Source organism: Pantoea sp. ICBG 985 (assembly GCF_002928365.1).
GTDB lineage: Bacteria > Pseudomonadota > Gammaproteobacteria > Enterobacterales > Enterobacteriaceae > Pantoea > Pantoea dispersa.
This window is the reverse complement of sequence record NZ_POWM01000007.1, coordinates 104,005-127,657: the sequence shown is the minus strand read 5'-3', so window position 1 is coordinate 127,657 and position 23,653 is coordinate 104,005. Positions and strand designations below refer to the sequence as shown.

Below are 23,653 nucleotides of genomic sequence, written 5' to 3'. Positions count from 1 at the left end.
GCCGGAGAAAAGCCTGAAAATGGCGTGCGGCATGGCGCGGCGAATCTGTTAAGATCGCGGCGTTTTCTTTTTCAGCTGGTCAATAAATCCATGTTAAAAATCAAATTCCTGCTGCCGCTGCTGCTGGTTATCAGTGCGCTGGTCTGGTGGCTGATGCCGCATTACAGCGATGAGGACAAGGCTTACTACATCGCGACCTTTTGTACGCTGACCCATGACGGGCGCGATAACAGCGCACAGGCGATGCAGCAGATTATTGAAGGCGGTAATTCGGATTACGCGCTGCAGAAGATTCATTTCCAGTCCGGGCTGGCAGAGCATCTGCAAACGGTGTGGCAGGATTTGTCGCCGCAACAGCAGCAGCAGGCACGGCAGGACGCGTTTGTTTGTCGCCAGTTGATGTCAGATAAGCTGCTGCCGGGCCAGCCGGTGCGCTGAGAAATAACAGGGTTTCACCGGCCGGACAGGCACGGTGCGGCGGAACATAAGCGCGATAAATCGCGCCGCTACAATATGTGCGGTCAACAGGCACCGAAATGACATTTCGCACGTACCGTAGCGGCCGACAGGCACCGAGATGATATTTCGCACGTACCGTAGCGGCGCAATTTATTGCGCAATGCATGAATGGGCACGGTGCAACTCAACATCAGCGCGATAAATCGCGCCGCTACAATCTGTGCGGTCAACAGGCACCGAAATGATATTTCGCACGTACCGTAGCGGCCGACAGGCACCGAGATGATATTTCGCACGTACCGTAGCGGCGCCATTTATGCGCAATGCCCGGATGGACACGGTGCAACTCAGCATCAGCGCGATAAATCGCGCCGCTACAATCTGTGCGGCCGACAGGCACCGAGATGATATTTCGCACGTACCGTAGCGGCGCAATTTATTGCGCAATGCCTGAGTGGGCACGGTGCGGCGGAACATCAGCGCGATAAATCGCGCCGCTACAATCTGTGCGGTCAACAGGCATCGAGATGATATTTCGCACGTACTGTAGCGGCGCAATTTATTGCGCAATGCCCGGATGGGCACGGTGCACCTGAACATCAGCACAATAAATCGCGCCGCTTCTACTCACGCGGTTAAAATATTTTCCCGAAATATCAGACGTAATTAACGTACCGCGCAGCTAATACGCGCTGGAAACTTCCCATTATTTTCGCTGACCGGATTAACAACCGGTTTTTCCTGCTCGCTGCGATTAAACCCGACCTTGCGACACAGCGCGCAGGGATCGTCACTGCTGCGCAGCAGGGCTTCGGCAGCATCGCTCAGCTGGCGTTTGCGGCAGAATAGCGGCGTGCAGCCCATCACCTGTTTAAACGAGCGGGTAAAGGATTGCTGACTTTCGAAATGGTATTTAACCGCCAGACTGATAATCGGTGTGCGGCTGAATTTCAGCTCATTCACGCAACAAATCAGTTTCTTTTTGCGAATATAACGCGCCAGCGTTTCGTTATGGTAACGGGCAAACAGTTTCTGTAAATACCATTTGGAATAGCCAGATTTCAGTGCAATATCATCAATGCTCAAACGTTGATCCAGGTTGGCCATAATCCATTCGGTCACCGAATCAATCACCCCTTGGTTGTATTTTTGCTGCATCATTATGGTCCTCCAATAACTCGACACAGTGTAATTAAATTAAACTTTTTAAGCACTGTCGTAACGTAAAGTTTTATCAGGAAATGGCTTTTTTATTAATTGTCATCAAGACTGGTCTTGTTTATCGTGAAATTAATCGCCGACATGTTGTGATGATGTTGAATAGTTGCCGTAATTACAGCCGTTATTATTAACGCAAATGGGTTATCGCTTTGCGCGGCTTAACAGTCAAAGGTGTGACGGGCGGCGGCACGGCGCATCAATATCCACCGGCGGTTTTCGTGCCAGACTGAAGGTTTTTCCCCTGTACAGAAGAGGTCACATGACGTTTCGTTTTCGATTAAAACCGTTACTCAGCGTAGCGCTGACGTCAGCGATGCTGTGCGGCTCGCTCAGCGCGCAGGCCGCAGAGGCCGTGTATGGCGAGCAGCTGGAGGGATTTCACTATCCTTATCCGCTGCAGCATTTTACCTTCTCCTCCCAGCAGCAGTCGCTCAGCATGGGCTATATGGACGTGAAGCCCGCGCAGCAGGCCAATGGTCAGACAGTGGTGCTGATGCACGGTAAAAACTTCTGCGCTGCCACCTGGGAAGACACCATCAACGCGCTGAGCCAGCAGGGCTATCGCGTGATCGCACCGGATCAGATTGGTTTCTGCACCTCCACCAAACCCGCCCGCTATCAGTACAGCTTCCAGCAGCTGGCGCAAAATACTCATCAGCTGTTAGCGCAGCTCGGCGTTGAGAAAGCGGTGATCGTTGGCCACTCGACCGGCGGTATGCTGGCGACGCGTTACGCACTGATGTATCCGCAGCAGACGCAGAAGCTGGTGCTGGTCAATCCGATTGGCCTTGAGGACTGGAAGGCGAAGGGCGCGCCGTGGCGCTTGGTGGATCAATGGTATCAGCGCGAGCTGAAGCTCGACGCGGCGGGCATTAAGAAATATGAGCAGCACACCTATTACAGCGGCCAGTGGAAGCCGGAATATGACAAATGGGTGCAGATGCTGGCCGGGCTGAATAAAGGACCGGGGCATGAGAAAGTGGCGTGGAACTCGGCGCTGATCTACGACATGATTTTCACCCAGCCGGTCTATTACGAGTTTAAAGACCTGAAGGTGCCGACCACGCTGATGATCGGCACGGCCGATACCACCGCGATTGGCAGCGATATCGCTTCACCAGCGGTGAAAGCGCAGCTCGGCCATTACAACGTGCTGGGCAAACAGGTGGCACAGCTGATTCCTGGCGCGCGGCTGATTGAGTTCCCCGGCATGGGGCACGCGCCACAGATGGAAGCGCCAGCGAAGTTTAATCAGACGCTGATTGACGACCTGGCGCATTAAGGAGCGGCTATCTGCGCGGCTGCCTTTTCTGATACTTGGCGGCGTACATGCGTGCGTCGCTGCTTTCCAGCAGCTGCTCCAGCGATTGCGGCTGCTGCGGATCAAATTCCACGATGCCCGATGAAAACTGCAGCGTGTAACGCCGCTCCAGATCCTGCATCTGTTTATGCAGATAGTGGGCGAAGCGCGCCAGCGTCGCTTCCGCCTCGTCCTGACGAATGCCGTTCAGCAGCACCACAAACTCATCGCCGCCGAGCCGGGCAAAGATATCGGCATGGCGAAAACTCACCTTCATGGCATCGGCAAAGTCCATCAGCGCGCGGTCGCCCTCGCGGTGACCATGCCGGTCATTGATGGCCTTAAAACCGTCGAGATCGAGAAACGTCAGGCTGGCGGGCAGCTGTCTCAGCAGGCACTCATTCAGCGCCATCTGACCCAGCGTCATAAAGCCGCGCCGGTTGGTGATTTGCGTCAGCTCATCGGACGTCGCGGTCTGAAACGCTACCAGCTCGGCTTCGGCCATGGCCGCCAGATCGCGCAGCGCGTGCAGATCCTCCGCGTTAAACTGGCGCGCATGGTTATCGATGATGCACAGCGTACCGACTTTGGCGCCGGACGGCGTGCGCAGCGGATAGCCCGCGTAGAAACGCACCGGATTGTCTGCATCGGTAACCAGCGGATTATCGCTGAAGCGCGTGTCGGCCAGCGCGTCCTCGACCACCATCACCTCATCCTGCAGAATGGTATGACCGCAAAAAGAGATGTTACGCGCGGTGGTTGGCCGATCAAAACCGTCGCTGGATTTAAACCATTGATAGTCATTCTCCAGCAGACTGACCATCGCGACCGGAACGTCAAACAGACGTCGGGCAAGGCGGGTTAAACGGTCAAAACGCTCTTCTGTGGGTGTGTGCAGAATGTTGAGCGCACGTAACTGGGCCAGACGCTGTGATTCGTCCGCGGGCAGTGCAGGTGCTTTCATCGCGTAACTCTTGTTAATGATGGATGTGTTACAGCAAACCGGATGTCGTGCCCGCGCAGGGGCAGAGAGCACTAAACAACCGCGGCAATGCGCGATTGTTTAGCGTAACGTGAGGATCAGAGCACTTTTTGCTCGGCAAGATCAAGGGCGAAATAGCTGAAAATGAGATCGGCACCGGCACGTTTTATGGCACCTAAGCTCTCCAGCACTACGTTGCGTTCATCGATGGCACCCGCCTGAGCGGCAAATTTGATCATCGCGTACTCACCGCTCACCTGGTAAGCCGCCAGCGGCAGCGTGGTGCGCTCGCGGATATCACGCAGAATATCGAGGTAAGCGCCTGCCGGTTTGACCATCAGCGAATCTGCACCTTCCGCTTCATCAATCAGCGACTCGCGAATCGCTTCACGGCGGTTCATCGGGTTCATCTGATAGGTTTTGCGGTCGCCTTTCAGCGCGGTGCCCGCTGCTTCACGGAACGGGCCGTAGAACGACGAGGCGAATTTGGTGGAGTAGGACATGATAGCGGTATCGGTAAAACCGGCCGCGTCCAGCGCCTGGCGAATCGCTTTCACCTGGCCATCCATTGCTGCTGACGGCGCGATGAAGTCGGCACCGGCCTGCGCAGCAACCACCGCCTGTTTGCCGAGGTTAATCAGCGTCTGGTCGTTGTCGACGCCGTGATCGCACAGCACGCCGCAATGGCCGTGACTGGTGTATTCACAGAAGCAGGTATCGGACATGACAATCATTTCCGGCACCGTGTCTTTGCAGATACGCGACATGCGCGCCACGAGGCCGTTTTCGTTCCACGCATCGCTGCCGGTGGCATCGGTGTGGTGCGAGATACCGAAGGTCATGACCGAACGGATACCGGCTTTGGCGATGCGTTCGATTTCGTACGCCAGACGTTTTTCCGGAATGCGCATCACGCCCGGCATGGCGTTGATTGGCACGTAATCATCCACGCCTTCTTCAACGAAGATCGGCAGGGCCAGATCGTTCAGGCTGAGGTGGGATTCCTGGAACAGTTCGCGCATCGACGCGCTTTTGCGCAGTCTTCTTGGGCGCTGAATGAGATTGAAATCAGACATGCTCGGTTAACTTATGCTGGTGAAAAAAGTGGCGACAGTTTACCCCTTTTCGCCGGGTAGCATGAAGGATTGTGTGCGGTGCGGGCCGGGCGTCGTTGCTCGTCGGCATGAATGCCGCCCCTACAGCGCACCCGGCAACCGCCGAATCCCAACCCGCCGTTACCCGTAGGGTGCGCATTCATGCGCACCTGGAAGCCTCACCGCAGCACAAACATTCTCACGCACCCGGCCACCGCAGAAACAAAACTCCCGCCGGGTGGCGGGAGTGAAAGGGCAGATTACTCGTTGATGTCCGGGTGCTGCTGCACCAGGTTTTTCCGCTTCGCCTCAAGGCGGGCGATCTCTTCATCAATATCTTCAATCTTCTGCTCGATATTGTCGTGATGCTCCTGCAGAATCTCACGCGCTTCTTCGAGGTCCGATGCCGCCGGTGTCGCGCCGCGCAGCGGTTTGTTGGCGGTCTCTTTCATGTACAGACCGGTCACCAGACCGACCACCGCCACCACCATCAGATAGTAAGCCGGCATATACAGATTGTTGCTGGCTTCCACCGCCCAGGCGGTCACGGTTGGCGTCAGACCGGCAATCAGAATCGAGATATTAAAGGCGCTGGCCAGCGCACTGTAGCGAATGTGCGTCGGGAACATCGCCGGCAGTGACGAGGCCATCACGCCAGTGAAGGCGTTGAGGATCACCGCCAGCAGCAGCAGACCAGCAAAAATCAGCCCCAGTACGTTACTGTTGATCAGCATAAAGGCCGGAATCGCACAGAAGAACAGGGCGATACTGCCGACGATCACGAACGGACGACGGCCGAAGCGGTCGCTCAGCATGCCCATCACCGGCTGCACAAACAGCATCCCCATCATGATGGCGATGATAATCAGCACGCCGTGATCTTCCGAGTAGTGCAGGTTATGCGACAGATAGCTCGGCATGTAGGTCAGCAGCATGTAATAGGTCACGTTGGTGGCAAGCACCAGACCGATACAGGCCAGCAGGCTTTTCCAGTGTTTGCTGGCAATCTCTTTAAACGACACTTTCGGGCCGTCGCGCAGACCTTCGCGGTCGCCTTGCTCCAGCTTCTCAACATGCTGCTGGAACGCTGGCGTCTCTTCCAGTGCGTGACGCAGATACAGGCCGATAATGCCCAGCGGCAGCGCCAGGAAGAACGGAATACGCCAGCCCCAGTCGAGGAATTTCTGCTCGCCAATCACCGTTGAGATCAGCACCACCACGCCCGCGCCCAGCACGAAGCCAGCAATCGAACCAAAGTCCAGCCAGCTTCCCATGAAGCCGCGCTTACGGTCCGGCGAATACTCGGCGACGAAGATCGACGCACCGGTATATTCCCCGCCCACCGAGAAGCCCTGAGCCATTTTCGCCAGCAGCAGCAGTATCGGTGCCCAGATGCCAATCGAGGCGTAAGAAGGGATCAGGCCGATACAGAAGGTACTGATCGACATGATGACAATGGTGATCGACAGGATTTTCTGGCGACCGTATTTATCGCCCAGCATGCCGAAGAACAGGCCGCCCAGCGGACGGATCAGGAACGGTACCGAGAAGGTCCCGAGCGCGGCAATCATCTGCACGCCAGGCGAGGCGTCCGGAAAGAACACTTTACCCAGCGCGTAGGCCACAAAGCCATAAACACCGAAATCGAACCATTCCATCGCGTTACCGAGTGACGCGGCGGTAATGGCCTTACGTAAACGAGCGTCATCGATAATCGTGACGTCATCCAGCCCAATAGGTTTTACACGCTTCCTACGTAATTTCATGAGGTTACCCTGTATTGGAATTCAAAAAGTCCTCAACGCTGCGGACTCGGTGGAGCGTTCAGTCCGCGGCGTTGAGAAAATTAAAGCATAGCCGTGAAAGTGGTTTTTTCCCTGGCCTGCCAAAGCAATTATTACTCAGGTAATTATTGCATCCCGCGACAGAGTATACCGTTTAAATGTGATATTTGTCATGTTTCCGCCAATAACTGGCTATTTTTTGGCTAAAACTATGGCCGTTTTGGTCCACAATCGCGGCAAAAAAATTGTCTGAATCGCGACACAGGCCGCAGCGTAGATGCGCGGGCGAGCGAAAATATCTATACTTGCGCCAGTTTCTCTGCCGGAGATCGGGCGCCGCATGGCACGCTTTGTTTTATTTGCAAAAAGTCTCTGTTTTGACGTTGACCAGCAGGTCCTCTTCCCGGTGCAGTCGCCCGCGCACCGCGTGGCACTGACGCCGCTGCAAACCGCTATTCTGCGGCGCGTGATTGATGCGGATGGCAAACTGGTGCGCAACCAGACCCTGCATGCGTTGTTCCAGCGCGTCCCCAGCGACACACCGTTCGCCGAACGCCTGACGGCCACCATTGCCGCCATCAATCAGCAGGCGCTGCTGGCACACGCGCCGGGGCCGCTGGTGCATCAGGTGCCGCTGATTGGCTGCGTGCTGGCCGATCAGGTCGATGTGGCGCCGCTGAGCGATGAGCCGGTGGCTGCGCCAGCGGCAGCGGTGGTCAGTCCGCAACCTGCGCCCGCGCCGGCCAGCGTAAAGAAGAAGCGGCCTGTGCTGCGCTGGGTAATCGTTGCGCTGCTGCTGGTGAATGTCGCGCTGGCGCTGCTGGCACGCCAGATGTTCGCGCCGGTGCAGCACGATGCGCTGGATTTCCGGCCGCTGCTGCGCATCCAGAACAGTCAGGTGTTTATCCCCAGCCACCTGAAAGCCGATTCGTGGGTAGTGCAGGACGCGCTGCGGCGCTATCGGCAGTGGCAGCCGCGCCTGCCGGATGGCTCAGCGCCGCCGATGGTGTACATCAACCCGGTGCGCACCCGACTCTTTTCCAGCACCTTCCTGTGCGCCAAACCGATCGCGCAGAAGGACAACGAATGTATTTCATGGATGGTGTCAGCGCAGGAGATACCCGATGCGTAAAGCGATAATCACCACGGCAGTGGTGCTGGCCTTTGTGCTGCCGTGGGCGCTGGCGCTGCTGCTGCGGCCGGCAGAACCGGTACCGGAGTGGTGTGAAGTGCCGTATCGTATTGATCATGAAGGCGCGCCGGCTGGTGCGATTGATGCCACTATTCGCACGCGCTTTAAGGCGGACGGCAGCGGCAGCTCAACGCTGACCGGCACCGTCACGGTACGCGATCGCCACTATCGCCTGCATCGCGTATCCGATACCACCTGGCGCCGCCAGGGCGATTTCATGCTCAGCACCACGCGCAACGTACGTATCCTGGCAGACGACACCGTACCGCCCGCGCTGGCGGCGCAGATCGTGTTTTCGCCAGCGCGCGAGGGCAATAACGATTATTACCAGATGTACCAGCTGCCCAATGGCGACCAGATGATTAATTATGCCGGGCTGCCGCGGCTGTACTGCCACAGCTAACCCCGGTGCTGTCGACGCGCCGGGGGCTTAAAGCAGCGAGCGCAGCGGCGCGCCGTGCAGCCAGCCAGCAATATCTTCCACCGCCTCGCTGAAGTAGGTGCGGTAATTGGTATCGGCGACATAGCCCAGATGCGGCGTCGCCAGCACGTTCGGCAGCTGACGCAGGGGATGATCGGCAGGGAGCGGCTCCTGTTCAAAGACATCCAGCCCGGCACCCGCCAGCTGGCCAGACTGCAGCGCGCTGATCATTGCCTGCTGATCGACAATCCCGGCGCGCGAGGTGTTAATCAGTAGCGCGCCCGGCTTCATGTGCGCCAGCGCCGCGCCGTCCAGCAGATGACGGGTGCGCTCACTCAGCACCAGATGAATCGATACCACATCGCTCGCCCTGAGCAGCGCCGGCAGCGAAGCCATCTTCTCTGCGCCGCACGCCGCTGCGCGTGCTTCGCTCAGGTTCTGGCTCCAGGCGCACACGCGCATGCCAAAGGCGCGCGCCACGTTAGCCATCTCACCGCCAATCTTGCCCAGCCCAAGCAGGCCGAGGGTTTTGCCGTGCAGCGCCATGCCCAGCGTATGCTGCCACGAGCCGTTGCTGCGCAGCGCCTGGCTCTCCGCCGGGATATGGCGTGCCAGACCGAGCAGCAGCCCCCAGCTCAGTTCCAGCGGCGCCGCGCTGCTACTGGCGGTGCCGCACACCGCAATCAGCCGTTCGGCACAGGCGTGCAGATCGATTGAGGCATTGCGCATGCCGGAGGTGACAATCAGCTTCAGATTGGGCAGGCGGCCTATCAGCCGGGCGCTGAGCGGCGTGCGTTCGCGCATCACCACCAGAATGTCGGCGTGCGCGATGTGAGCAATCAGTTCATCTTCGTCGGCGTAGTGGCGGTGCAGCGCGGTAGTTTTTACCTGCGGTTGCAGCGATGCCCAGTCGGCCAGCGACAGGGCAACATTTTGATAATCATCAAGAATGATGCAGTTCAGGCTCATGGTGGTCCTCAACGGGAAGCGGTTGGCGCCCCTGCTGATTAAGCCAGGCGCGAAGCTGGTTATTGTCCATCGGACGGGCGTAATAATAGCCCTGAATAAACACCACGCCACGCTGCTGCAGATACTGAAATTGCAACGCGGTTTCTACCCCTTCACCCAGTACCTCGAGCTGCAGCTTGTGGCACAGATTGATGATGGCATCCAGCACCGGGGTTTCGATCTCCAGTCCTTCAATGGCGTTAATAAAGCCGCGGTCAATCTTCAGGTAATCGAGCGGGAAGGTCATCAGATAGGAGAGCGCGCAGTGGCCGGTACCGAAGTCGTCAATCGCCACCTTCATGCCGTGCGACTGCAGATAGCGCAGCTTGCGCGACACCGCGTCGCCGTCCTCGATCAGGCTGCGCTCGGTTAGCTCCAGCGTGATCAGCATCTGTTTGTCACGGATGTTGCGGGCAAAACGCATCATGTCCTGCACAAAATCGGGGTGTTGCAGATGCTCAGCTGCGAGGTTAAAGCCAATGTGGAAGCCCGGTTCAACCTGCCAGCTCTGGATATCTTCCGCCATCATCGCCAGCAGATGCTGGGTCAGCGGCACGATCATGCCTTCCGCTTCGGCATGGCTGATGAAGATATCCGGGCGGATCATTTCGCCGTTGGGCCGCTGCCAGCGCATCAGCGCTTCCGCACCGGTGCAGCGCTGAATCCCGGTGCTGTACACCGGCTGATAGTGCACCGTGAACTCACGGTTGCGTATCGCCCGGCGAATTTCATCCGCCCATGAGAGGCGGCGGCGCAGCCAGTTGGCGGTCAGCACCATCAGCAAAATCGAAAAGATGGCGGCCATCGGCAGGAAAATAAGCAGCGCCTGACGCCAGGCTTTGATCAGCTCGGCGGCGGGTACCGTCACGCTGACGCTGATTGGATAGCGGCTGGACTCCGCCAGATAGTTGGCGCTGCTGAGGTACAGCAGCTCTGGCTGGTCGTCCGGACCGCTGGCGATGGGGCTGCCGCCGTTGAAGCGCAGGCTCATCTGATAACGGTTCGACTCGCCGATGGCGCGCATGAAGTCCATCAGATACTGGCCATCAATCACCGCCCAGAAACCGCTGCTGTCCGGCAGGTGACGCACGAAAATCACCGCCGGGCGATCCGGTACGCCGGAGGTGCCGCGGATCGACAGGCTCCACCAGGCTTTGCCGGTCACCGGTGGCGGCTGCATCATCATCCCGGCCAGCGTGTCGTGCTGCAGCCCGTAAGCCGACGAGCAGGTGATTTCGCTGCCCTGCAGGGTACCAATCGAGCGGAAGTAGGCGTTAAGGGTGCCGGCGCGCTGCAAATCTTCATCAATATCGGCGCAGCGACGATTCTGGTACTGACGCAGGCGGGTCACCATGTCCCAGGCGCTGTCGCTCATCTTTTCTGCCTGCGTCAGCAGGGCATTAGCGGTGGCAATTTGCTGCTGGCTGACCGTATGGCGCGCCTCAATGGCTGTGCAAAATATGCCCAGCACCAGCGGTAATAACCCGGCACAGACAATCAACAGCCAGCCAAAATCGCGTTGTCGTTTTTGCAGAGGCACCAGACTTTCCTCGGTCGGTTTAAGCAGCATTCAGGGAGCGCGTCACGGCGTCAGCAGCATAACACTTTCCCGCGGCCGTGCATGTTAGCGTTTTGATTTTCCACCAATCTGATACAAGTCAATTATGGTTCGCGCTTTGCGTTTATTGACAATGTTTTGCCGTTACTGGCATTTCCCGGCAGGAAAAAGCCTGTGGCACGAGATGAGTAAGAATGTTGCGCCAGAATCATCAGGCATGGCGATGCGCGCTGACGCCATACGGCAGCGTCACTGCGCAGGGAAGCTGCCAGGCGATCGACAGATACGGATCGTCTGGCATCGTGGCGTGGTAAGACGTTACGGGCGCGGCGCGGGCCGGTTATTTTTGACGCGCAGGCGCGGTTTGGGGCGGCCATTACCCAACATTATCGCCAGCCGGCTGCCGCCCGGCGTGGTTTCCATCAGGATTTTGGTGACGCTGGTCAGCGGCACCGACAGCAGCATCCCGACCGGACCGAGCAGCCAGCCCCAGAAAATCAGCGACAGAAATACCACCAGCGTTGACAGCCCCAGCCCGCGTCCCATCAGGCGCGGTTCCAGCATATTGCCAAACACCATGTGAATGGCACTGAACAGCGCCGCCACCAGCACGGCGTCATACACATCATTCAACACCAGCGCCTGAATAAACGGCGGCACACCGGCGATAATCGGGCCGATATTGGGGATAAAATTGAGGATAAAGGCGACAACGCCCCAGAACAGCGCAAATTTGACGTCCAGCAGCATCAGCACCAGCCACACCGCCAGCCCGGTAATCAGGCTGACCAGCGTTTTCAGTGCCAGATAGTGCGTGACGCCCTTCAGCGCCTTGTGTAATCCGGCGATGCGGATCTGCGGATTCATCATCGCATTGCGCAATTTGTACGGCAGATGGTGCACCTCAAACAGCATGAACACCACGGTTAGAATCAATAGCACCACATTGGTCATGGCACCGGAGAACTGCGCCAGCAGCGTGGTGGCCATGTTCATAATCACATTGGGATCGAGCCGTGCCGCCAGTGCGCTGGTGGAGATATTGATATGAAACTGCGCGGCGAAATGCTGCAGCACCGTCAGCTTCTGTTCCAGCAGGCCGCGGATTTGCGGATAGGTATCGCTGAACTCGCTTACCGAACTGGCCAGCACCCCGACCAGCAGCAGCATCACAATGAAGATCACCGTGATCACCAGCGAGATCGCCACGCCGCGCCGCAGACCCCGGCGCATCAGCAGGGTCACCAGCGGATTAAGCACAATCGCCAGGAAGCTGGCGAGTAAGAAGGGCACCAGAATATCCGACGCGGCACGAATGCCCGCCAGAATAATCACTAACATTGCCAGCTTGACCAGGATGTTCTGGCCAATTTTCTCCTGTGGCTTTTCGTTCATTCCCTCTCCTGAATGGTGGTTCGCTGTGGAAAGTGTAGTTGAACGCCAGTAAGTAATTGTTTGTTTAGGAGTAAGCGAAGCGAACCCGATAAGCACCGCCGGAGATACCGCCATCAGCCCGCCGCTAATCGACGGTGCGCACGGCGAGAAAAGGCGTATAGTGAAGCTTCAGCTATAAAAATTCCGTCAAACACGAGCGCAATCACTCATGCCTGACCAGCCCGCCGCGGCCGAATACAGCCGCTTTCGTCTGAATTTACAGATTCTCTCCATCGTGAAGTTCAACTTCGCCACCTATCTCACCATTGGCCTGCCGCTGGCGGTGCTGCCGGGCTTTGTCCATGACGGCCTGGGCTACAGCGCCTTCTGGGCCGGTGTGGTGATCAGCCTGCAATATGTCGCCACGCTGCTAAGCCGTCCGCATGCCGGTCGCTATGCCGACAGCTGGGGACCCAAAAAAGTGGTGGTGCTTGGGCTGTTTGGCAGCCTGGTGAGCGGACTGTGTATTTTGCTGTCGGCGCTGATAGAGGAGCAGGAAGTGCTCAGCCTCGCGCTGCTGTGCCTCGGGCGCGTGCTGCTGGGCGTCGGTCAGAGTTTCTGCGGCACCGGCACCTCGCTGTGGGGCGTGGCGAAAGTCGGCTCGCTGCATATTGGCCGGGTGATCTCCTGGAACGGCATTGTCACCTATGGCGCAATGGCGATTGGCGCACCGCTTGGGGTGATGATCTTTCGCAGCGGCGGCCTGCTGCTGCTCTCCAGCGTGATTATCGCCATCAGCGTGCTGGCGATAGTGCTGGCGCTGCCCCGTGCGCCGGTGAAAGGCAGCAAGGCCAAACCGCTGCCGTTCCGCGCGGTGCTCGGTAAGGTGTACGGTTTTGGCCTGCTGCTGGCGATGGGCTCGGCGGGCTTTGGCGTGATCGCCACCTTTATCACCCTGTTTTATCAGGAGCAGGGCTGGGACGGTGCCGCCTTCGCGCTGACGCTGTTCAGCGCTGCGTTCGTCGGCATGCGCCTGCTGTTTCCCAATGCCATTAATAAGCTCGGCGGACTGCGCGTCGCCAGCCTGTGTTTTGCCGTCGAGGCGATTGGCCTGCTGCTGGTGGCGGGCGCGTTCGAACCGTGGATGGCGAAGTTCGGCGCTTTTCTCACCGGCGCCGGTTTCTCGCTGGTATTCCCGGCGATTGGCGTGGTCGCAGTCAAAGTGGTGCCGCAGCAGAACCAGGGCAGCGCGCTGGCCACCTACACCGCGTTTATGGATTTGTCGCTCGGCATCACCGGTCCGATCGCGGGCTTTATCATGAGCTTCGCCGGCGTACAGCTGGTCTACCTGCTGACTGCGCTGCTGGTGGGATTTGCGCTGCTTTGTACCCTGCGGATGATCAAGCGTCAGGCTGGGATGCCAGCCGGGGACGCTGCGTCCAGGTCGCCATAAATGGCGCCCCTAAAGCATGACAGAGCGCGCATTGATGCGCACCGGGCAATCGACGTCGCCAGCACCGTAGGGTGCGCATTGATGCGCACCAGGCAATCCGCTGCGGCAATCACGCATCGGATGGGGGAACAGGTGAAAAAAAGGCCTCCGACCGAGGCCAACACTAACAAAAGCGTGTCGCTAAGACACAGATAAGGGTTCGTTTCACATCGCATTGTCTGCAGATGCTGCAAAGAAAACATTTATTTCGTTTTAATTGAATTATGAAATAACGGATATTGGATCTGCCTCGCAAAAATTTCATATTTCGTTTCATCCAGCCACGCACCGGCGCTGACCCTCTCGCTGACGGATCGTCCTGATAATCTCCCTGCTGCTGATTACGGGTGCAGGCCGCATCGGCATTGTCATCAGGCCCGCACTTTGCGCCAGTCCGCTAACGCTGACGGAAAAATGCGATCCAGGCCGCTAAAAGTTAATTTTCCAAAAAGAACTATTTGAAAAATTTATTTCACTGTAATAGCTTCATAGCACGCTTTCCGTATTGCCTGATCGGGCGCGACCCAGACTGACCCGCGGCCTGCAGGGACCTTACACATCAAAGAGGCAACGACATGACTATCGTAGGAAACTTTATCGGCGGCAAAATCACGCACAGCGCCAGCAACGAAACCATTCCGGTCTACGATCCGGCGACCGGCAAAGTGATCCGCGAACTGACGCAAAGCACGGCGGCAGAAGTGGCGCAGGCCATTGAGGTCGCGCATGCGGCGTTTCCGGAATGGTCGAAAACGGCGCCGCTGCGTCGTGCCCGCGTCATGTTCAACTTCAAAGCGCTGATGGAAAAACATCGCGATGAACTGGCGGCACTGATTGTTTCTGAGCACGGTAAAGTCTGGTCCGACGCACTGGGTGAGCTGACGCGCGGCATCGAAGTGATCGAATTTGCCTGCGGCATTCCGCACCTGATCAAAGGGGAAAACTCACCGAACGTCGGTTCCGGCGTTGACAGCTATTCGCTGATGCAGCCGGTGGGCGTGGTCGCGGGCATTACGCCGTTCAACTTCCCGGCGATGGTGCCGCTGTGGATGTTCCCCATCGCGCTGGCGTGCGGTAATACCTTTGTGCTGAAGCCGCCGGCGCTCGATCCTTCTGCCTCGGTACGCATGGCTGAACTGCTGAAAGAAGCGGGGCTGCCGGATGGCGTGTTCAACGTGGTGCACTCCTCAAACGAAGACGCCGAGCAGCTGTATAAAGATCCGCGCATCGCGGCGGTCAGCTTCGTCGGCTCGTCCGGCGTGGCCGAGCACATCTACAAAACCGCCAGCGCGCATGGCAAACGTGTGCAGGCCTTCGGCGCCGCGAAAAACCACGCCATTGTGATGCCGGATGCCGATCTGGATGCCACCGTGAACGCCATCATGGGTGGTGCTTTCGGTTCTGCCGGGGAACGCTGCATGGCGCTGCCGGTGGTGGTGGCGGTTGGCGACGATACAGCCGACAAACTGATTTCGCGCCTGACGCCGCTGATCAAAGCGCTGCGCGTGGGGCCGGGCATGCAGCAGGGTGCAGAAGAGAATGAAATGGGGCCGGTGGTATCCGCTGCGCACCAGAAGAAAGTGCTGGGCTACATCGACAAAGGTGAGCAGGAAGGCGCGACGCTGGTGGTTGACGGACGCGGCGTGAAAGTCGCGGGCCATGAAGAGGGCTACTACGTTGGCGGTACGCTGTTCGATAACGTCACGCCGGAGATGGTGATTTGGCGCGAAGAGATTTTCGGACCGGTGCTGAGCATCATGCGCGCCAGCGACTTCGACAGCGCGCTGCAGCTGGTGAATAGCCACGAATTTGGTAACGGCAGCGCCATCTTCACCAGCAACGGCCATACTGCCCGTGAATTTGTGCACAACGTGGAAGCGGGCATGGTGGGCGTCAATGTGCCGGTGCCCGTGCCGATGGCGTTCCACAGCTTTGGCGGCTGGAAGCGTTCAGTGTTTGGTGCGCTCAACGTGCACGGTCCGGACGGGGTGCGTTTCTACACCCGCATGAAAACGGCGACCGTGCGCTGGCCGAGCGGTCAGCAGACCGTTTCTGAATTCAGTATGCCAACGCTGGGTTAATGTCGCGCAACAGGAGAAACAGGATGTCACTGATTTCAAAAGTGCAGCAGCCGGACAGCCACGGGCGTATCCAGCACGTGACGCCCGAGAGCGCCGGCTGGGAATATGTGGGCTTTGACGCTTATCTGCTGAAAAAGGGCCAGACGCTGCGGTTAAGCAGCGGCGAGAGAGAGCTGTGCCTGGTGCTGGTGGCCGGTCTGGCGTCGGTGAAAACCCGCGACGCAGAATTCCCTGGCATCGGTAAGCGCCTGTCGCCGTTTGAGCGCACGCCGCCTTACTCGGTTTACGTGCCGCATCATGATGAGGTTGAAGTCACTGCCGACAGCGATCTGGAACTGGCGGTGTGCAGTGCGCCGGGCAGTGGCAATCTGCCGGCGCGGCTGATTGCACCGCAGGATGTTGGCGTGGAGCACCGTGGCAAAGGGCGCAACCAGCGCCTGGTGCATAACATTCTGCCGGATAATCAACCGGCCGACAGCCTGCTGGTGGTCGAGGTGTATACCGACGAGGGCGCGACCAGTTCGTATCCCAGCCACAAGCATGATGAGAAGGACAGCCCGGACGAAAACTATCTGGAAGAGACCTATTATCACCGTTTCGACCCCGAGCCCGGTTTCGCCATGCAGCGCGTCTACACCGACGACCGTTCGCTCGACGAGTGTATGGCCCCGTATAACCGCGATGTGGTGACGGTGCCGCGCGGGTATCATCCGGTGGCGACGCTGGCCGGTTACGATAATTATTATCTGAACGTGATGGCCGGGCCGGTACGGCTGTGGAAATTTACCTGGGAGAAGGATCACGCCTGGGTGAACAGCGAGCAGTATCCGCGCCGTTAATCGGGTCTCCGCGCGGTCGCCGGAAATGCGCACCAGGTTAAACGGCGCACGCATTCACTGATGCGCACAGATAAAAAAGGCAGCCAGATGGCTGCCTTTTTATATTCGGTACCTGAGGTTTATTCGCTGCTGCTGTTATTCAGCGCCAGCGACACCGCCAGGGTTTGCGCCAGGCACAGCGAGGCCACCTGCGAGCGGAAGCCATCCACCTGCGCTTCGCGCACCACAAAACAGACATCGCTGAACGCCGCCAGCGGGCTGACCTGGCTGTCGGTGATGGCGATCTGATGCGCGCCACGTTTAGCACCCAGCTCCACCAGTTCCACTGCTTCACGCGCATACGGCGAGTAGCTGATGGCGATGACCACGTCTTTCGGATTCACCATGCTGAGCTGTTCAGTGAACATGCCGCCCAGGCCATCAATCAGAAAAGCGCGACGCTCCAGATGGCGCAGCGCATACACCAGATACGAGGCCACGCTGAACGAGCGGCGCAGACCGATGATGTAGATGTTCTCCGCCTCGTTGAGCATTTTCACCGCTTTGTTCAGCTGGTCGGGATTCACCTGCATCGCCAGCTGCTGCAGCGCCTGGCTGTTGACCATGGTAAAGACGTTGAGGATCTCCACCGGGCTCTCCGGTGAGCTGGCGCTGTCGTCGGTGGCTGTCTGGCGGAACAGGCGCGCCCGTTCGGTATAGTTCACGGTCTCTTCCATCAGGTGCTGACGAAAGACCTGTTTCATTTCGTTGAAGCCGCTAAAGCCGAACGCGTTGGCAAAGCGGATCAGCGTGGAGGGCGGAACATCCGCCTGCTGGGCGATAGAAGCGACGGTATCAAACGCGATGCTGTTGCTGTTATCAAGGATATAACGAGCCACCTGCTTCAGGCGTTTACTCAGCGTCTCGTAGCGACGACGGATATCGTCCTGTAACAAGGTTAATTGCGTTGGGTTATTGGTCATTACTTCGGCCCGTCAGAAAAGGAAATATGGCTGGATAATGAGCGCTATAGTACCAGATGGATGGAAAATTTCATTTGTTTGACGCTATCGTGAAGGCTATTTCATCGGTTTATGAATTGCCTCACAAAACTCAGGGGGTTGAAGGCTTTCCCTCACCCTAACCCTCTCCCGCACGCGGGAGAGGGGACAGTCCGGAGCGGTTTATCAGGCGGGTCGCAAGGTTTTGCTTCTTCATTCAGTGAGAGAGGGGACAGTCCGGAGCGGTCTGACAGGACTGGTACAATGTTTAACGACCTGCCTGAACGGCTCCCTCTCCCGGTGGGAGAGGGCGGGGGTGAGGGCATCCGCGCGCAACACACTAAAAAGCGGCCCGTCAGGCCGCTTCTCAGTACATCCTCTTCAAATCCGTCAGCCGCGCGCGGCGCGCCAGTAGCCAATCAGGCGCAGATAATTGCCTTTCACGGTCTCAATCAGCGCTTTATCATCCAACTCACCGTTCAGCCACTGGCGTGACGGCTGGCCAAAAATGGTGCGACCCACGGCAAAACCTTTCACCCACGTGGCCTGCGCGGCGGCGGCGAAGCCGGCTTTCAGCTTCTCTTCCGGTGCATCAAGGCCGAGTAACAGAATGCCGCGACAGTGCGGATCCTGCTGCTCAATCAGCTCGCCGATCGCCTGCCAGCTCTCCGCCGTCAGCGGTGGTAGCTTCCACCAGTCCGGCTGCACGCCCAGGCTATAGAAGTGGCTCAGCATGTCGTAATAGTAGGACTCGTTACGGTCCGGGTTGCTCTCCGGCAGAATCACTTCCAGCAGCAACTCGTGCCCGCTTTTGTTACAGCTGCGCCACACGTCAAGAACCAGTTCGTCCTGCTCTTTACGCAGTTCAGCACTGTCATGGGGATGATAAAACACCAGGCACTTGACGACGTGTTCGGCCGGCCAGTCCACCAGCTGAGAGCCAATATTGCCGTGCTCAAGACGCAGCGGGCGTGAGCTCGGCAGCTCGATGGGCCGCCCAATCCACCAGTGCTTGCCGGTGATGGCGTTGAGCGCTTTCTGGCCATACGTGGTATCCGCCAGGATACCACTCTTCTCATTGAGACCGGCTTCGTTAGCCGCCTCCTGTGCCGCCTGCAACAGCAGCAGTTTCAGCTGCGGAATGCGCTCCTCGCTGACGCCCGCTTCGCGCGCCATATCGGCCAGCTGTTTACGGTGGTCAAAGGCGAACACATTCAGCTCCGGCCATTGCTGCTTACGCGTGGTAACGCGATGCAGATGATTGAGGCGCGCGTCCAGATCCGGACGTTTCACCGCGTTATCGCGGCTGAGGAAATCGTCCAGCTCCTCTTTGGTTGGCATCGCCGGTGCACAGCCGTGACGGGATACCACCAGCGCGCCACAGGCATTGGCGTAGCGGCACGCCTGTTCCCAGCTCTCATCGTTGAGCCAGCCGCGCAGCAGGCCCGACATAAACGCATCGCCGGCGCCCAGCACGTTGAGCACCTCAACGCGCACGCCGCTGTGCAGGCGCGTCTGCTCCCAGCTATCGGGAATCTCGCCCTCAAACACCACGCAACCCAGCGGCCCGCGTTTGCAGACCAGCGTGGCGCTGCTGGCCTTACGCACATTTTTCAGTGCGGTCAGCGTATCGGTACTGCCACCGGCGATATGGAACTCTTCTTCCGTTCCGACGATCAGATCGAAATAGTGCACCACTTCCTGCAGCTGCTGCGTCACCTGGCCGGATTCAATGAAACGTGTTTCACCGTCACCCAGTGAGGTCAGACCCCATAGCACCGGGCGATAATCGATATCCAGCGCGGTGCGCAGACCGTTGCGCCGGGCAATATCCAGCGCTTTCAGCACCGCCGCCCGCGTGTCCGGATGCGACAGGTGGGTGCCGGTTACCGCCACGGCGCGGGACGAGGTAATGAACTCTTCGCGAATGTCCTCGGGAACCAGCCCCATATCAGCACAGTTGTCGCGATAGAAAATCAGCGGAAAGGTCTCTTCGTCTTTGATGCCGAGAATCACCAGCCCGGTCAGGCGCTGCTTATCGGTAATCAGCCCGTCAGTATTGCAGCCCACGCGCTGCAGTTCTTCACGCAGGAAGCGGCCATTGTGTTCGTCACCGACGCGCGCCAGCATCGCCGACTTCAGCCCCTGAATCGCGGTGCCATAGGCTACGTTGCCGGAAGAGCCGCCGAGGTATTTGTTAAAGCTGGTCATATCTTCCAGGCGCGAGCCAATTTGCTGGCCGTAAAGATCGACGGCGATGCGTCCAATACAAATCACATCAAGCCGCTTCTGTTGTGTACTCATACTGATGGTTTCCTTCTGTGATAAGCAGACACGGCGGGCGCTGCCGCCCACTATCAAGCGCAATGCTTCCGGGGTCTCGGGGTGCCTGACTGGCTATGTGGGCAGTATGAGGAATAAAAATTCCAAACACAATATGAAATGAAACATCCGTCGCGATTTTGTGAGCCAGGTAAAACTCTGGTGCCGCTACCTTTCCCGCCCTTTACGGCTTGCCCGTTTCGCGGGTGCTCTGGCTTGTGAGCCAGCTCGCAGGAAATGATGACGGATGAGAGGAAGCTGCTGACGTGAAATGAAATTTCGTTATGATGGCTGAGGCACAGCAGGCTGTTTCACGTTGCTGTCATCCCGTCCCGTCATCACCCGCGTTTCAGCGCCGAATTTGATCTTCATCGCAAAATGAAATGTTTCTTCTGTAATCAGGTTTAATGGAAAAAACATTTGTTTATAATCGCCACACGTTTCACTTAGCGTCGGGCGCATTTTCACCGCCGACCCGAACCGCGTCGTACCCCCTGAGCGGGTACCACATGTAAAGGAAGAAGCATATGGGCACTATCAGACTGACTACCGCACAGGCGCTGGTGAAATTTCTGGATAACCAGTACCTGAACGTTGACGGCGTTGAAACCAAATTCGTGCACGGCATCTTTGCTATTTTCGGCCACGGCAATGTGCTCGGCCTCGGCCAGGCGCTGGAGCAGGACAGCGGCGATTTACAGGTGTATCAGGGCCGTAACGAGCAGGGTATGGCGCACGCTGCCATCGGTTTTGCCCGGCAGTCGCTGCGCCGTCAAATCATTGCCTGTACCTCTTCCGTCGGACCGGGTGCCGCCAACATGATTACCGCGGCAGCCACGGCAACAGCCAACCGGATTCCACTGCTGTTGCTGCCGGGCGATGTGTTCGCCACGCGCCAGCCGGACCCGGTGCTGCAGCAGATCGAGCAGAGTCACGATCTCAGCATCAGCACCAACGATGCCTTCCGCGCAGTGAGTAAATACTGGGACCGCGTGAGCCGTCCGGAACAGCTGATGACCGCCTGTATCAATGCGCTGCGCGTGCTGACCGATCCGGCGGAAACCGGGGCGGTAACGCTGGCACTGCCGCAGGATGTGCAGGGCGAAGCCTGGGATTTCCCGGAATACTTCTTCCAGAAACGCGTGCATTTGCTCGACCGGCGTCTGCCGACGGCGGCCCAGCTGGACGCGGCGCTGGCATTGATTGCGCGTAAGCACAAGCCGCTGATTGTCGTGGGTGGCGGCGTGAAATACTCCGATGCCGGTCAGGCGCTGCTGAGCTTTGCCGAGCGTTTCAATATTCCGTTTGCCGAAACGCAGGCCGGCAAAGGCACCATCGTTTCCGACCATCCGCTGAACGTGGGTGGCGTGGGTGAGACCGGCTGTCTGGCGGCGAACCTGCTGGCCAAAGAGGCCGATCTGGTGATCGGTATTGGTACGCGCTATACCGATTTCACCACGGCCTCGAAATGGATCTTCCAGCATCCGGAAATCAGCTACCTCAACATTAACGTCAACAACTTCGACAGCTACAAACTGGATGGCGTGCAGCTGCTGGCGGATGCACGCGAAGGATTAACCGCGCTGGAAGCCGGACTGAACGGCTTTGAGAATCACTGGGGTGGCCAGATTGAACAGGCGCAGAGCAAGCTGCTGAAAGAGACGCAGCGCGTGTACGCCGCCACTTTCAACACCGACGACTTTATTCCGGAAATCGCTGACCACATCGATCGCACCGCGCTGTTCGCCGAGTTTGAGCGTTTGACAAAGTCGGTGCTGACGCAGAGCAGCGTGCTGGGCACCTTAAACGAACAACTGCCAAAGGATGCGGTGATTGTCGCCGCCGCCGGCAGTCTGCCGGGTGACCTGCAGCGCGTATGGCGCACCAAAGACTACAACGCGTATCACGTTGAGTACGGCTACTCGTGCATGGGTTACGAAGTGAATGCCGCGCTGGGCGTGAAGCTGGCTCAGCCGCAGCGCGAAGTCTACGCCATGGTGGGTGACGGCTCATTCATGATGCTGCACTCCGAACTGGTCACTTCGATTCAGGAAGGGGCGAAAATCAACGTCATCCTGCTGGATAACATGACCAATGGCTGCATCAACAACCTGCAGATGGAACACGGCATGGACAGTTTCAACACCGAGTTCCGCTTCCGTAATCCGCAGGGCGGCAAGCTGGATGGCGGCTTCGTGCCGGTTGATTTCGCGGCGATAGCCGCCGGCTACGGCTGTAAAACCTACCGTGTCACCACGCTGGAGCAGCTGAAAGCGGCGCTGGAAGATGCGCAGCAGCAGACGGTTTCGACCCTGATTGACATCAAAGTGCTGCCAAAAACCATGGTGCACAAATACTTCAGCTGGTGGCACGTCGGCGTGGCGCAGGCTTCTACCTCAGAGCGGACGCAGCAGGTGGCCGACAAGCTCAATCAGCATATTCAACAGGCGCGTAAGTACTAACCCTTTTCAGGCCGGCGCTGCCCGGCCCGTTTTACCCTACTTATCCGACTCTACAGGTGTAATTATGACGCTCAAACTCGGTGTAATCGGTACCGGCGCAATTGGTCAGGAACATATTCGTCGCTGCAACAACGTGCTGCAGGGCGCAAAAGTGGTGGCGGTTTCAGACATCAATGTGGAAGGTGCGCGCGCGGCGCTGCAGCGGCTGAATATTCAGGCCGAGGTGTATCAGGATGGTCATCAGGTGATTAACTCGCCGGAAGTGGATGCCGTGCTGGTGACCTCGTGGGACCCGACGCATGAAGAGTTCACGCTGGCCGCGATTGCCGCCGGGAAACCGGTGTTCTGCGAGAAGCCGCTGGCACTGAGCGCGGAGGGCTGCCGTCGCATTGTCGACGCCGAGATCGCGCACGGCAAACGTCTGGTGCAGGTGGGCTTTATGCGCCCGTATGATGCCGGCTATCGCGCGCTGAAAAAGGTGATCACCGACGGTGACATCGGCGAGCCGCTGATGCTGCACTGCGCGCACCGTAATCAGAGCGTCGGCGAGAATTACACCACCGACATGGCCATCACCAACACCCTGATTCACGAGCTGGATGTCCTGCGCTGGCTGACCGAGGACGATTACAAAAGCGTGCAGGTGGTGTTCCCGCGCACGACCTCAAAGTCACACGCGAAGCTGAAAGATCCGCAAATTGTGCTGTTTGAAACGCAGAAGGGCATCCGCATCGATGTGGAGATCTTTGTGAACTGCGCGTACGGCTATGACATTCAGTGTGAAGTGGTGGGCGAAGAGGGCATCGCCAGACTGCCGGAGCCGTCGGCCATTCAGATGCGCAAAGATGCCCGCCTTGGCAACGCGCTGCTGACCGACTGGAAAGATCGCTTTATCGACGCCTACGACGTTGAGCTGCAGGCGTTTATCAATGATGTGAAAGCGGGCCAGCTGAGCGGGCCTTCCGCCTGGGATGGCTTTGCCGCGTCGGTGGCTGCCGATGCCTGCCTGAAGGCGCAAACCAGCGGCGCGATTGAGCCCGTTGCCATGCCGCCGCGTCCGGCGTTTTACCAGAAATAATCAGGC

18 protein-coding genes are annotated in these 23,653 nt (G+C 58.2%); 9 read left to right on the top strand and 9 right to left on the bottom strand.

Features of this window, described 5'->3' with window-relative positions; genetic code table 11:
• Window positions 1-90: 90 nt before the first annotated feature.
• Entirely contained in the window at window positions 91-438 is a 348-nt protein-coding gene (locus C1Y42_RS19570; protein ID WP_088516543.1) for a hypothetical protein, read from the top strand.
• 687 nt (window positions 439-1,125) lie between these two features.
• Here C1Y42_RS19570 and C1Y42_RS19565 read toward each other — a convergent pair.
• A complete protein-coding gene (locus C1Y42_RS19565; protein ID WP_031279815.1) occupies window positions 1,126-1,620 on the bottom strand; it encodes a helix-turn-helix domain-containing protein in 495 nt (164 codons plus the stop codon).
• A gap of 319 nt (window positions 1,621-1,939) precedes the next feature.
• On the opposite strand from C1Y42_RS19565, the gene C1Y42_RS19560 reads away from it, so the two are divergent.
• Window positions 1,940-2,962 (top strand): alpha/beta fold hydrolase, encoded by a 1,023-nt coding sequence (locus tag C1Y42_RS19560; protein ID WP_104094166.1) that lies wholly within the window; start codon window positions 1,940-1,942, stop codon window positions 2,960-2,962.
• A 7-nt stretch (window positions 2,963-2,969) separates the two neighbouring features.
• Here the strand turns inward: C1Y42_RS19560 and C1Y42_RS19555 are convergent, their stop codons facing one another.
• From C1Y42_RS19555 to proP, 3 genes are all read right to left on the bottom strand, one after another.
• Window positions 2,970-3,944: a diguanylate cyclase gene (locus tag C1Y42_RS19555; RefSeq protein ID WP_104094165.1), complete on the bottom strand. Its 975-nt coding sequence runs from the start codon at window positions 3,942-3,944 to the stop codon at window positions 2,970-2,972.
• A gap of 116 nt (window positions 3,945-4,060) precedes the next feature.
• The gene (gene hemB, locus C1Y42_RS19550) at window positions 4,061-5,038 is read right to left on the bottom strand and encodes a porphobilinogen synthase (RefSeq protein ID WP_031279816.1); all 978 of its coding nucleotides are present in this window, start codon (window positions 5,036-5,038) and stop codon (window positions 4,061-4,063) included.
• A gap of 278 nt (window positions 5,039-5,316) precedes the next feature.
• Window positions 5,317-6,822 carry a glycine betaine/L-proline transporter ProP gene (proP, locus tag C1Y42_RS19545; RefSeq protein ID WP_021508120.1) on the bottom strand — a complete coding sequence of 502 codons (1,506 nt, stop codon included), beginning with the start codon at window positions 6,820-6,822 and terminating at the stop codon, window positions 5,317-5,319.
• Between the two features lie 358 nt (window positions 6,823-7,180).
• Between proP and C1Y42_RS19540 the strand changes: the two genes are divergently transcribed.
• Together C1Y42_RS19540 and C1Y42_RS19535 are read left to right on the top strand one after the other, a co-directional pair.
• Window positions 7,181-7,972, top strand: a complete 792-nt coding sequence (locus tag C1Y42_RS19540) for a hypothetical protein (protein ID WP_021508121.1) — start codon at window positions 7,181-7,183, stop codon at window positions 7,970-7,972.
• Window positions 7,965-8,435 carry a hypothetical protein gene (locus C1Y42_RS19535; RefSeq protein WP_021508122.1) on the top strand — a complete coding sequence of 157 codons (471 nt, stop codon included), beginning with the start codon at window positions 7,965-7,967 and terminating at the stop codon, window positions 8,433-8,435. Before C1Y42_RS19540 ends, C1Y42_RS19535 begins: the two co-directional genes overlap by 8 nt.
• A 27-nt stretch (window positions 8,436-8,462) precedes the next feature.
• Here the strand turns inward: C1Y42_RS19535 and C1Y42_RS19530 are convergent, their stop codons facing one another.
• From C1Y42_RS19530 to C1Y42_RS19520, 3 genes are all read right to left on the bottom strand, one after another.
• Window positions 8,463-9,422: a D-2-hydroxyacid dehydrogenase family protein gene (locus tag C1Y42_RS19530; protein WP_104094164.1), complete on the bottom strand. Its 960-nt coding sequence runs from the start codon at window positions 9,420-9,422 to the stop codon at window positions 8,463-8,465.
• Entirely contained in the window at window positions 9,397-11,001 is a 1,605-nt protein-coding gene (locus C1Y42_RS19525) for an EAL domain-containing protein (protein ID WP_104094208.1), read from the bottom strand. The genes C1Y42_RS19530 and C1Y42_RS19525 overlap by 26 nt, the downstream gene beginning before the upstream one ends.
• Before the next feature lie 336 nt (window positions 11,002-11,337).
• On the bottom strand, window positions 11,338-12,414 hold the full coding sequence (locus tag C1Y42_RS19520) for an AI-2E family transporter (protein ID WP_021508125.1): 1,077 nt from the start codon (window positions 12,412-12,414) through the stop codon (window positions 11,338-11,340).
• Window positions 12,415-12,622: 208 nt separating this feature from the next.
• Here C1Y42_RS19520 and C1Y42_RS19515 point away from each other — a divergent pair, with 208 nt between their 5' ends.
• The 3 genes from C1Y42_RS19515 to iolB all read left to right on the top strand — a co-directional run bounded on the left by C1Y42_RS19515 (window position 12,623) and on the right by iolB (window position 16,805).
• Window positions 12,623-13,846, top strand: coding sequence for an MFS transporter (locus C1Y42_RS19515; RefSeq protein ID WP_058774977.1), 1,224 nt, complete (start codon window positions 12,623-12,625; stop codon window positions 13,844-13,846).
• Between the two features lie 614 nt (window positions 13,847-14,460).
• Window positions 14,461-15,966 (top strand): CoA-acylating methylmalonate-semialdehyde dehydrogenase, encoded by a 1,506-nt coding sequence (locus tag C1Y42_RS19505; protein WP_021507389.1) that lies wholly within the window; start codon window positions 14,461-14,463, stop codon window positions 15,964-15,966.
• Between the two features lie 23 nt (window positions 15,967-15,989).
• Complete coding sequence (gene iolB / locus C1Y42_RS19500) at window positions 15,990-16,805, top strand: 5-deoxy-glucuronate isomerase (RefSeq protein WP_104094163.1); 816 nt, start codon at window positions 15,990-15,992, stop codon at window positions 16,803-16,805.
• Window positions 16,806-16,924: 119 nt separating this feature from the next.
• Here the strand turns inward: iolB and C1Y42_RS19495 are convergent, their stop codons facing one another.
• The gene (locus C1Y42_RS19495; RefSeq protein ID WP_031279682.1) at window positions 16,925-17,767 is read right to left on the bottom strand and encodes a MurR/RpiR family transcriptional regulator; all 843 of its coding nucleotides are present in this window, start codon (window positions 17,765-17,767) and stop codon (window positions 16,925-16,927) included.
• Window positions 17,768-18,175: 408 nt separating this feature from the next.
• A complete protein-coding gene (gene iolC, locus C1Y42_RS19490; protein ID WP_021507392.1) occupies window positions 18,176-20,089 on the bottom strand; it encodes a 5-dehydro-2-deoxygluconokinase in 1,914 nt (637 codons plus the stop codon).
• 545 nt (window positions 20,090-20,634) lie between these two features.
• Here iolC and iolD point away from each other — a divergent pair.
• Both iolD and C1Y42_RS19480 read left to right on the top strand, forming a co-directional pair.
• Complete coding sequence (iolD, locus tag C1Y42_RS19485; RefSeq protein WP_021507393.1) at window positions 20,635-22,569, top strand: 3D-(3,5/4)-trihydroxycyclohexane-1,2-dione acylhydrolase (decyclizing); 1,935 nt, start codon at window positions 20,635-20,637, stop codon at window positions 22,567-22,569.
• Between the two features lie 64 nt (window positions 22,570-22,633).
• Window positions 22,634-23,647, top strand: a complete 1,014-nt coding sequence (locus C1Y42_RS19480; protein WP_021507394.1) for a Gfo/Idh/MocA family protein — start codon at window positions 22,634-22,636, stop codon at window positions 23,645-23,647.
• Window positions 23,648-23,653 lie beyond the last annotated feature (6 nt).

What these genes read in the sequence shown, in the direction of transcription:
- C1Y42_RS19570 (WP_088516543.1), top strand. Translation starts at nt 91, where the DNA reads ATGTTAAAAATCAAATTCCTGCTGCCGCTGCTGCTGGTTATCAGTGCG.
- C1Y42_RS19565 (WP_031279815.1), bottom strand. Translation starts at nt 1,620, where the DNA reads ATGATGCAGCAAAAATACAACCAAGGGGTGATTGATTCGGTGACCGAA.
- C1Y42_RS19560 (WP_104094166.1), top strand. Translation starts at nt 1,940, where the DNA reads ATGACGTTTCGTTTTCGATTAAAACCGTTACTCAGCGTAGCGCTGACG.
- C1Y42_RS19555 (WP_104094165.1), bottom strand. Translation starts at nt 3,944, where the DNA reads ATGAAAGCACCTGCACTGCCCGCGGACGAATCACAGCGTCTGGCCCAG.
- hemB (WP_031279816.1), bottom strand. Translation starts at nt 5,038, where the DNA reads ATGTCTGATTTCAATCTCATTCAGCGCCCAAGAAGACTGCGCAAAAGC.
- proP (WP_021508120.1), bottom strand. Translation starts at nt 6,822, where the DNA reads ATGAAATTACGTAGGAAGCGTGTAAAACCTATTGGGCTGGATGACGTC.
- C1Y42_RS19540 (WP_021508121.1), top strand. Translation starts at nt 7,181, where the DNA reads ATGGCACGCTTTGTTTTATTTGCAAAAAGTCTCTGTTTTGACGTTGAC.
- C1Y42_RS19535 (WP_021508122.1), top strand. Translation starts at nt 7,965, where the DNA reads ATGCGTAAAGCGATAATCACCACGGCAGTGGTGCTGGCCTTTGTGCTG.
- C1Y42_RS19530 (WP_104094164.1), bottom strand. Translation starts at nt 9,422, where the DNA reads ATGAGCCTGAACTGCATCATTCTTGATGATTATCAAAATGTTGCCCTG.
- C1Y42_RS19520 (WP_021508125.1), bottom strand. Translation starts at nt 12,414, where the DNA reads ATGAACGAAAAGCCACAGGAGAAAATTGGCCAGAACATCCTGGTCAAG.
- C1Y42_RS19515 (WP_058774977.1), top strand. Translation starts at nt 12,623, where the DNA reads ATGCCTGACCAGCCCGCCGCGGCCGAATACAGCCGCTTTCGTCTGAAT.
- C1Y42_RS19505 (WP_021507389.1), top strand. Translation starts at nt 14,461, where the DNA reads ATGACTATCGTAGGAAACTTTATCGGCGGCAAAATCACGCACAGCGCC.
- iolB (WP_104094163.1), top strand. Translation starts at nt 15,990, where the DNA reads ATGTCACTGATTTCAAAAGTGCAGCAGCCGGACAGCCACGGGCGTATC.
- C1Y42_RS19495 (WP_031279682.1), bottom strand. Translation starts at nt 17,767, where the DNA reads ATGACCAATAACCCAACGCAATTAACCTTGTTACAGGACGATATCCGT.
- iolC (WP_021507392.1), bottom strand. Translation starts at nt 20,089, where the DNA reads ATGAGTACACAACAGAAGCGGCTTGATGTGATTTGTATTGGACGCATC.
- iolD (WP_021507393.1), top strand. Translation starts at nt 20,635, where the DNA reads ATGGGCACTATCAGACTGACTACCGCACAGGCGCTGGTGAAATTTCTG.
- C1Y42_RS19480 (WP_021507394.1), top strand. Translation starts at nt 22,634, where the DNA reads ATGACGCTCAAACTCGGTGTAATCGGTACCGGCGCAATTGGTCAGGAA.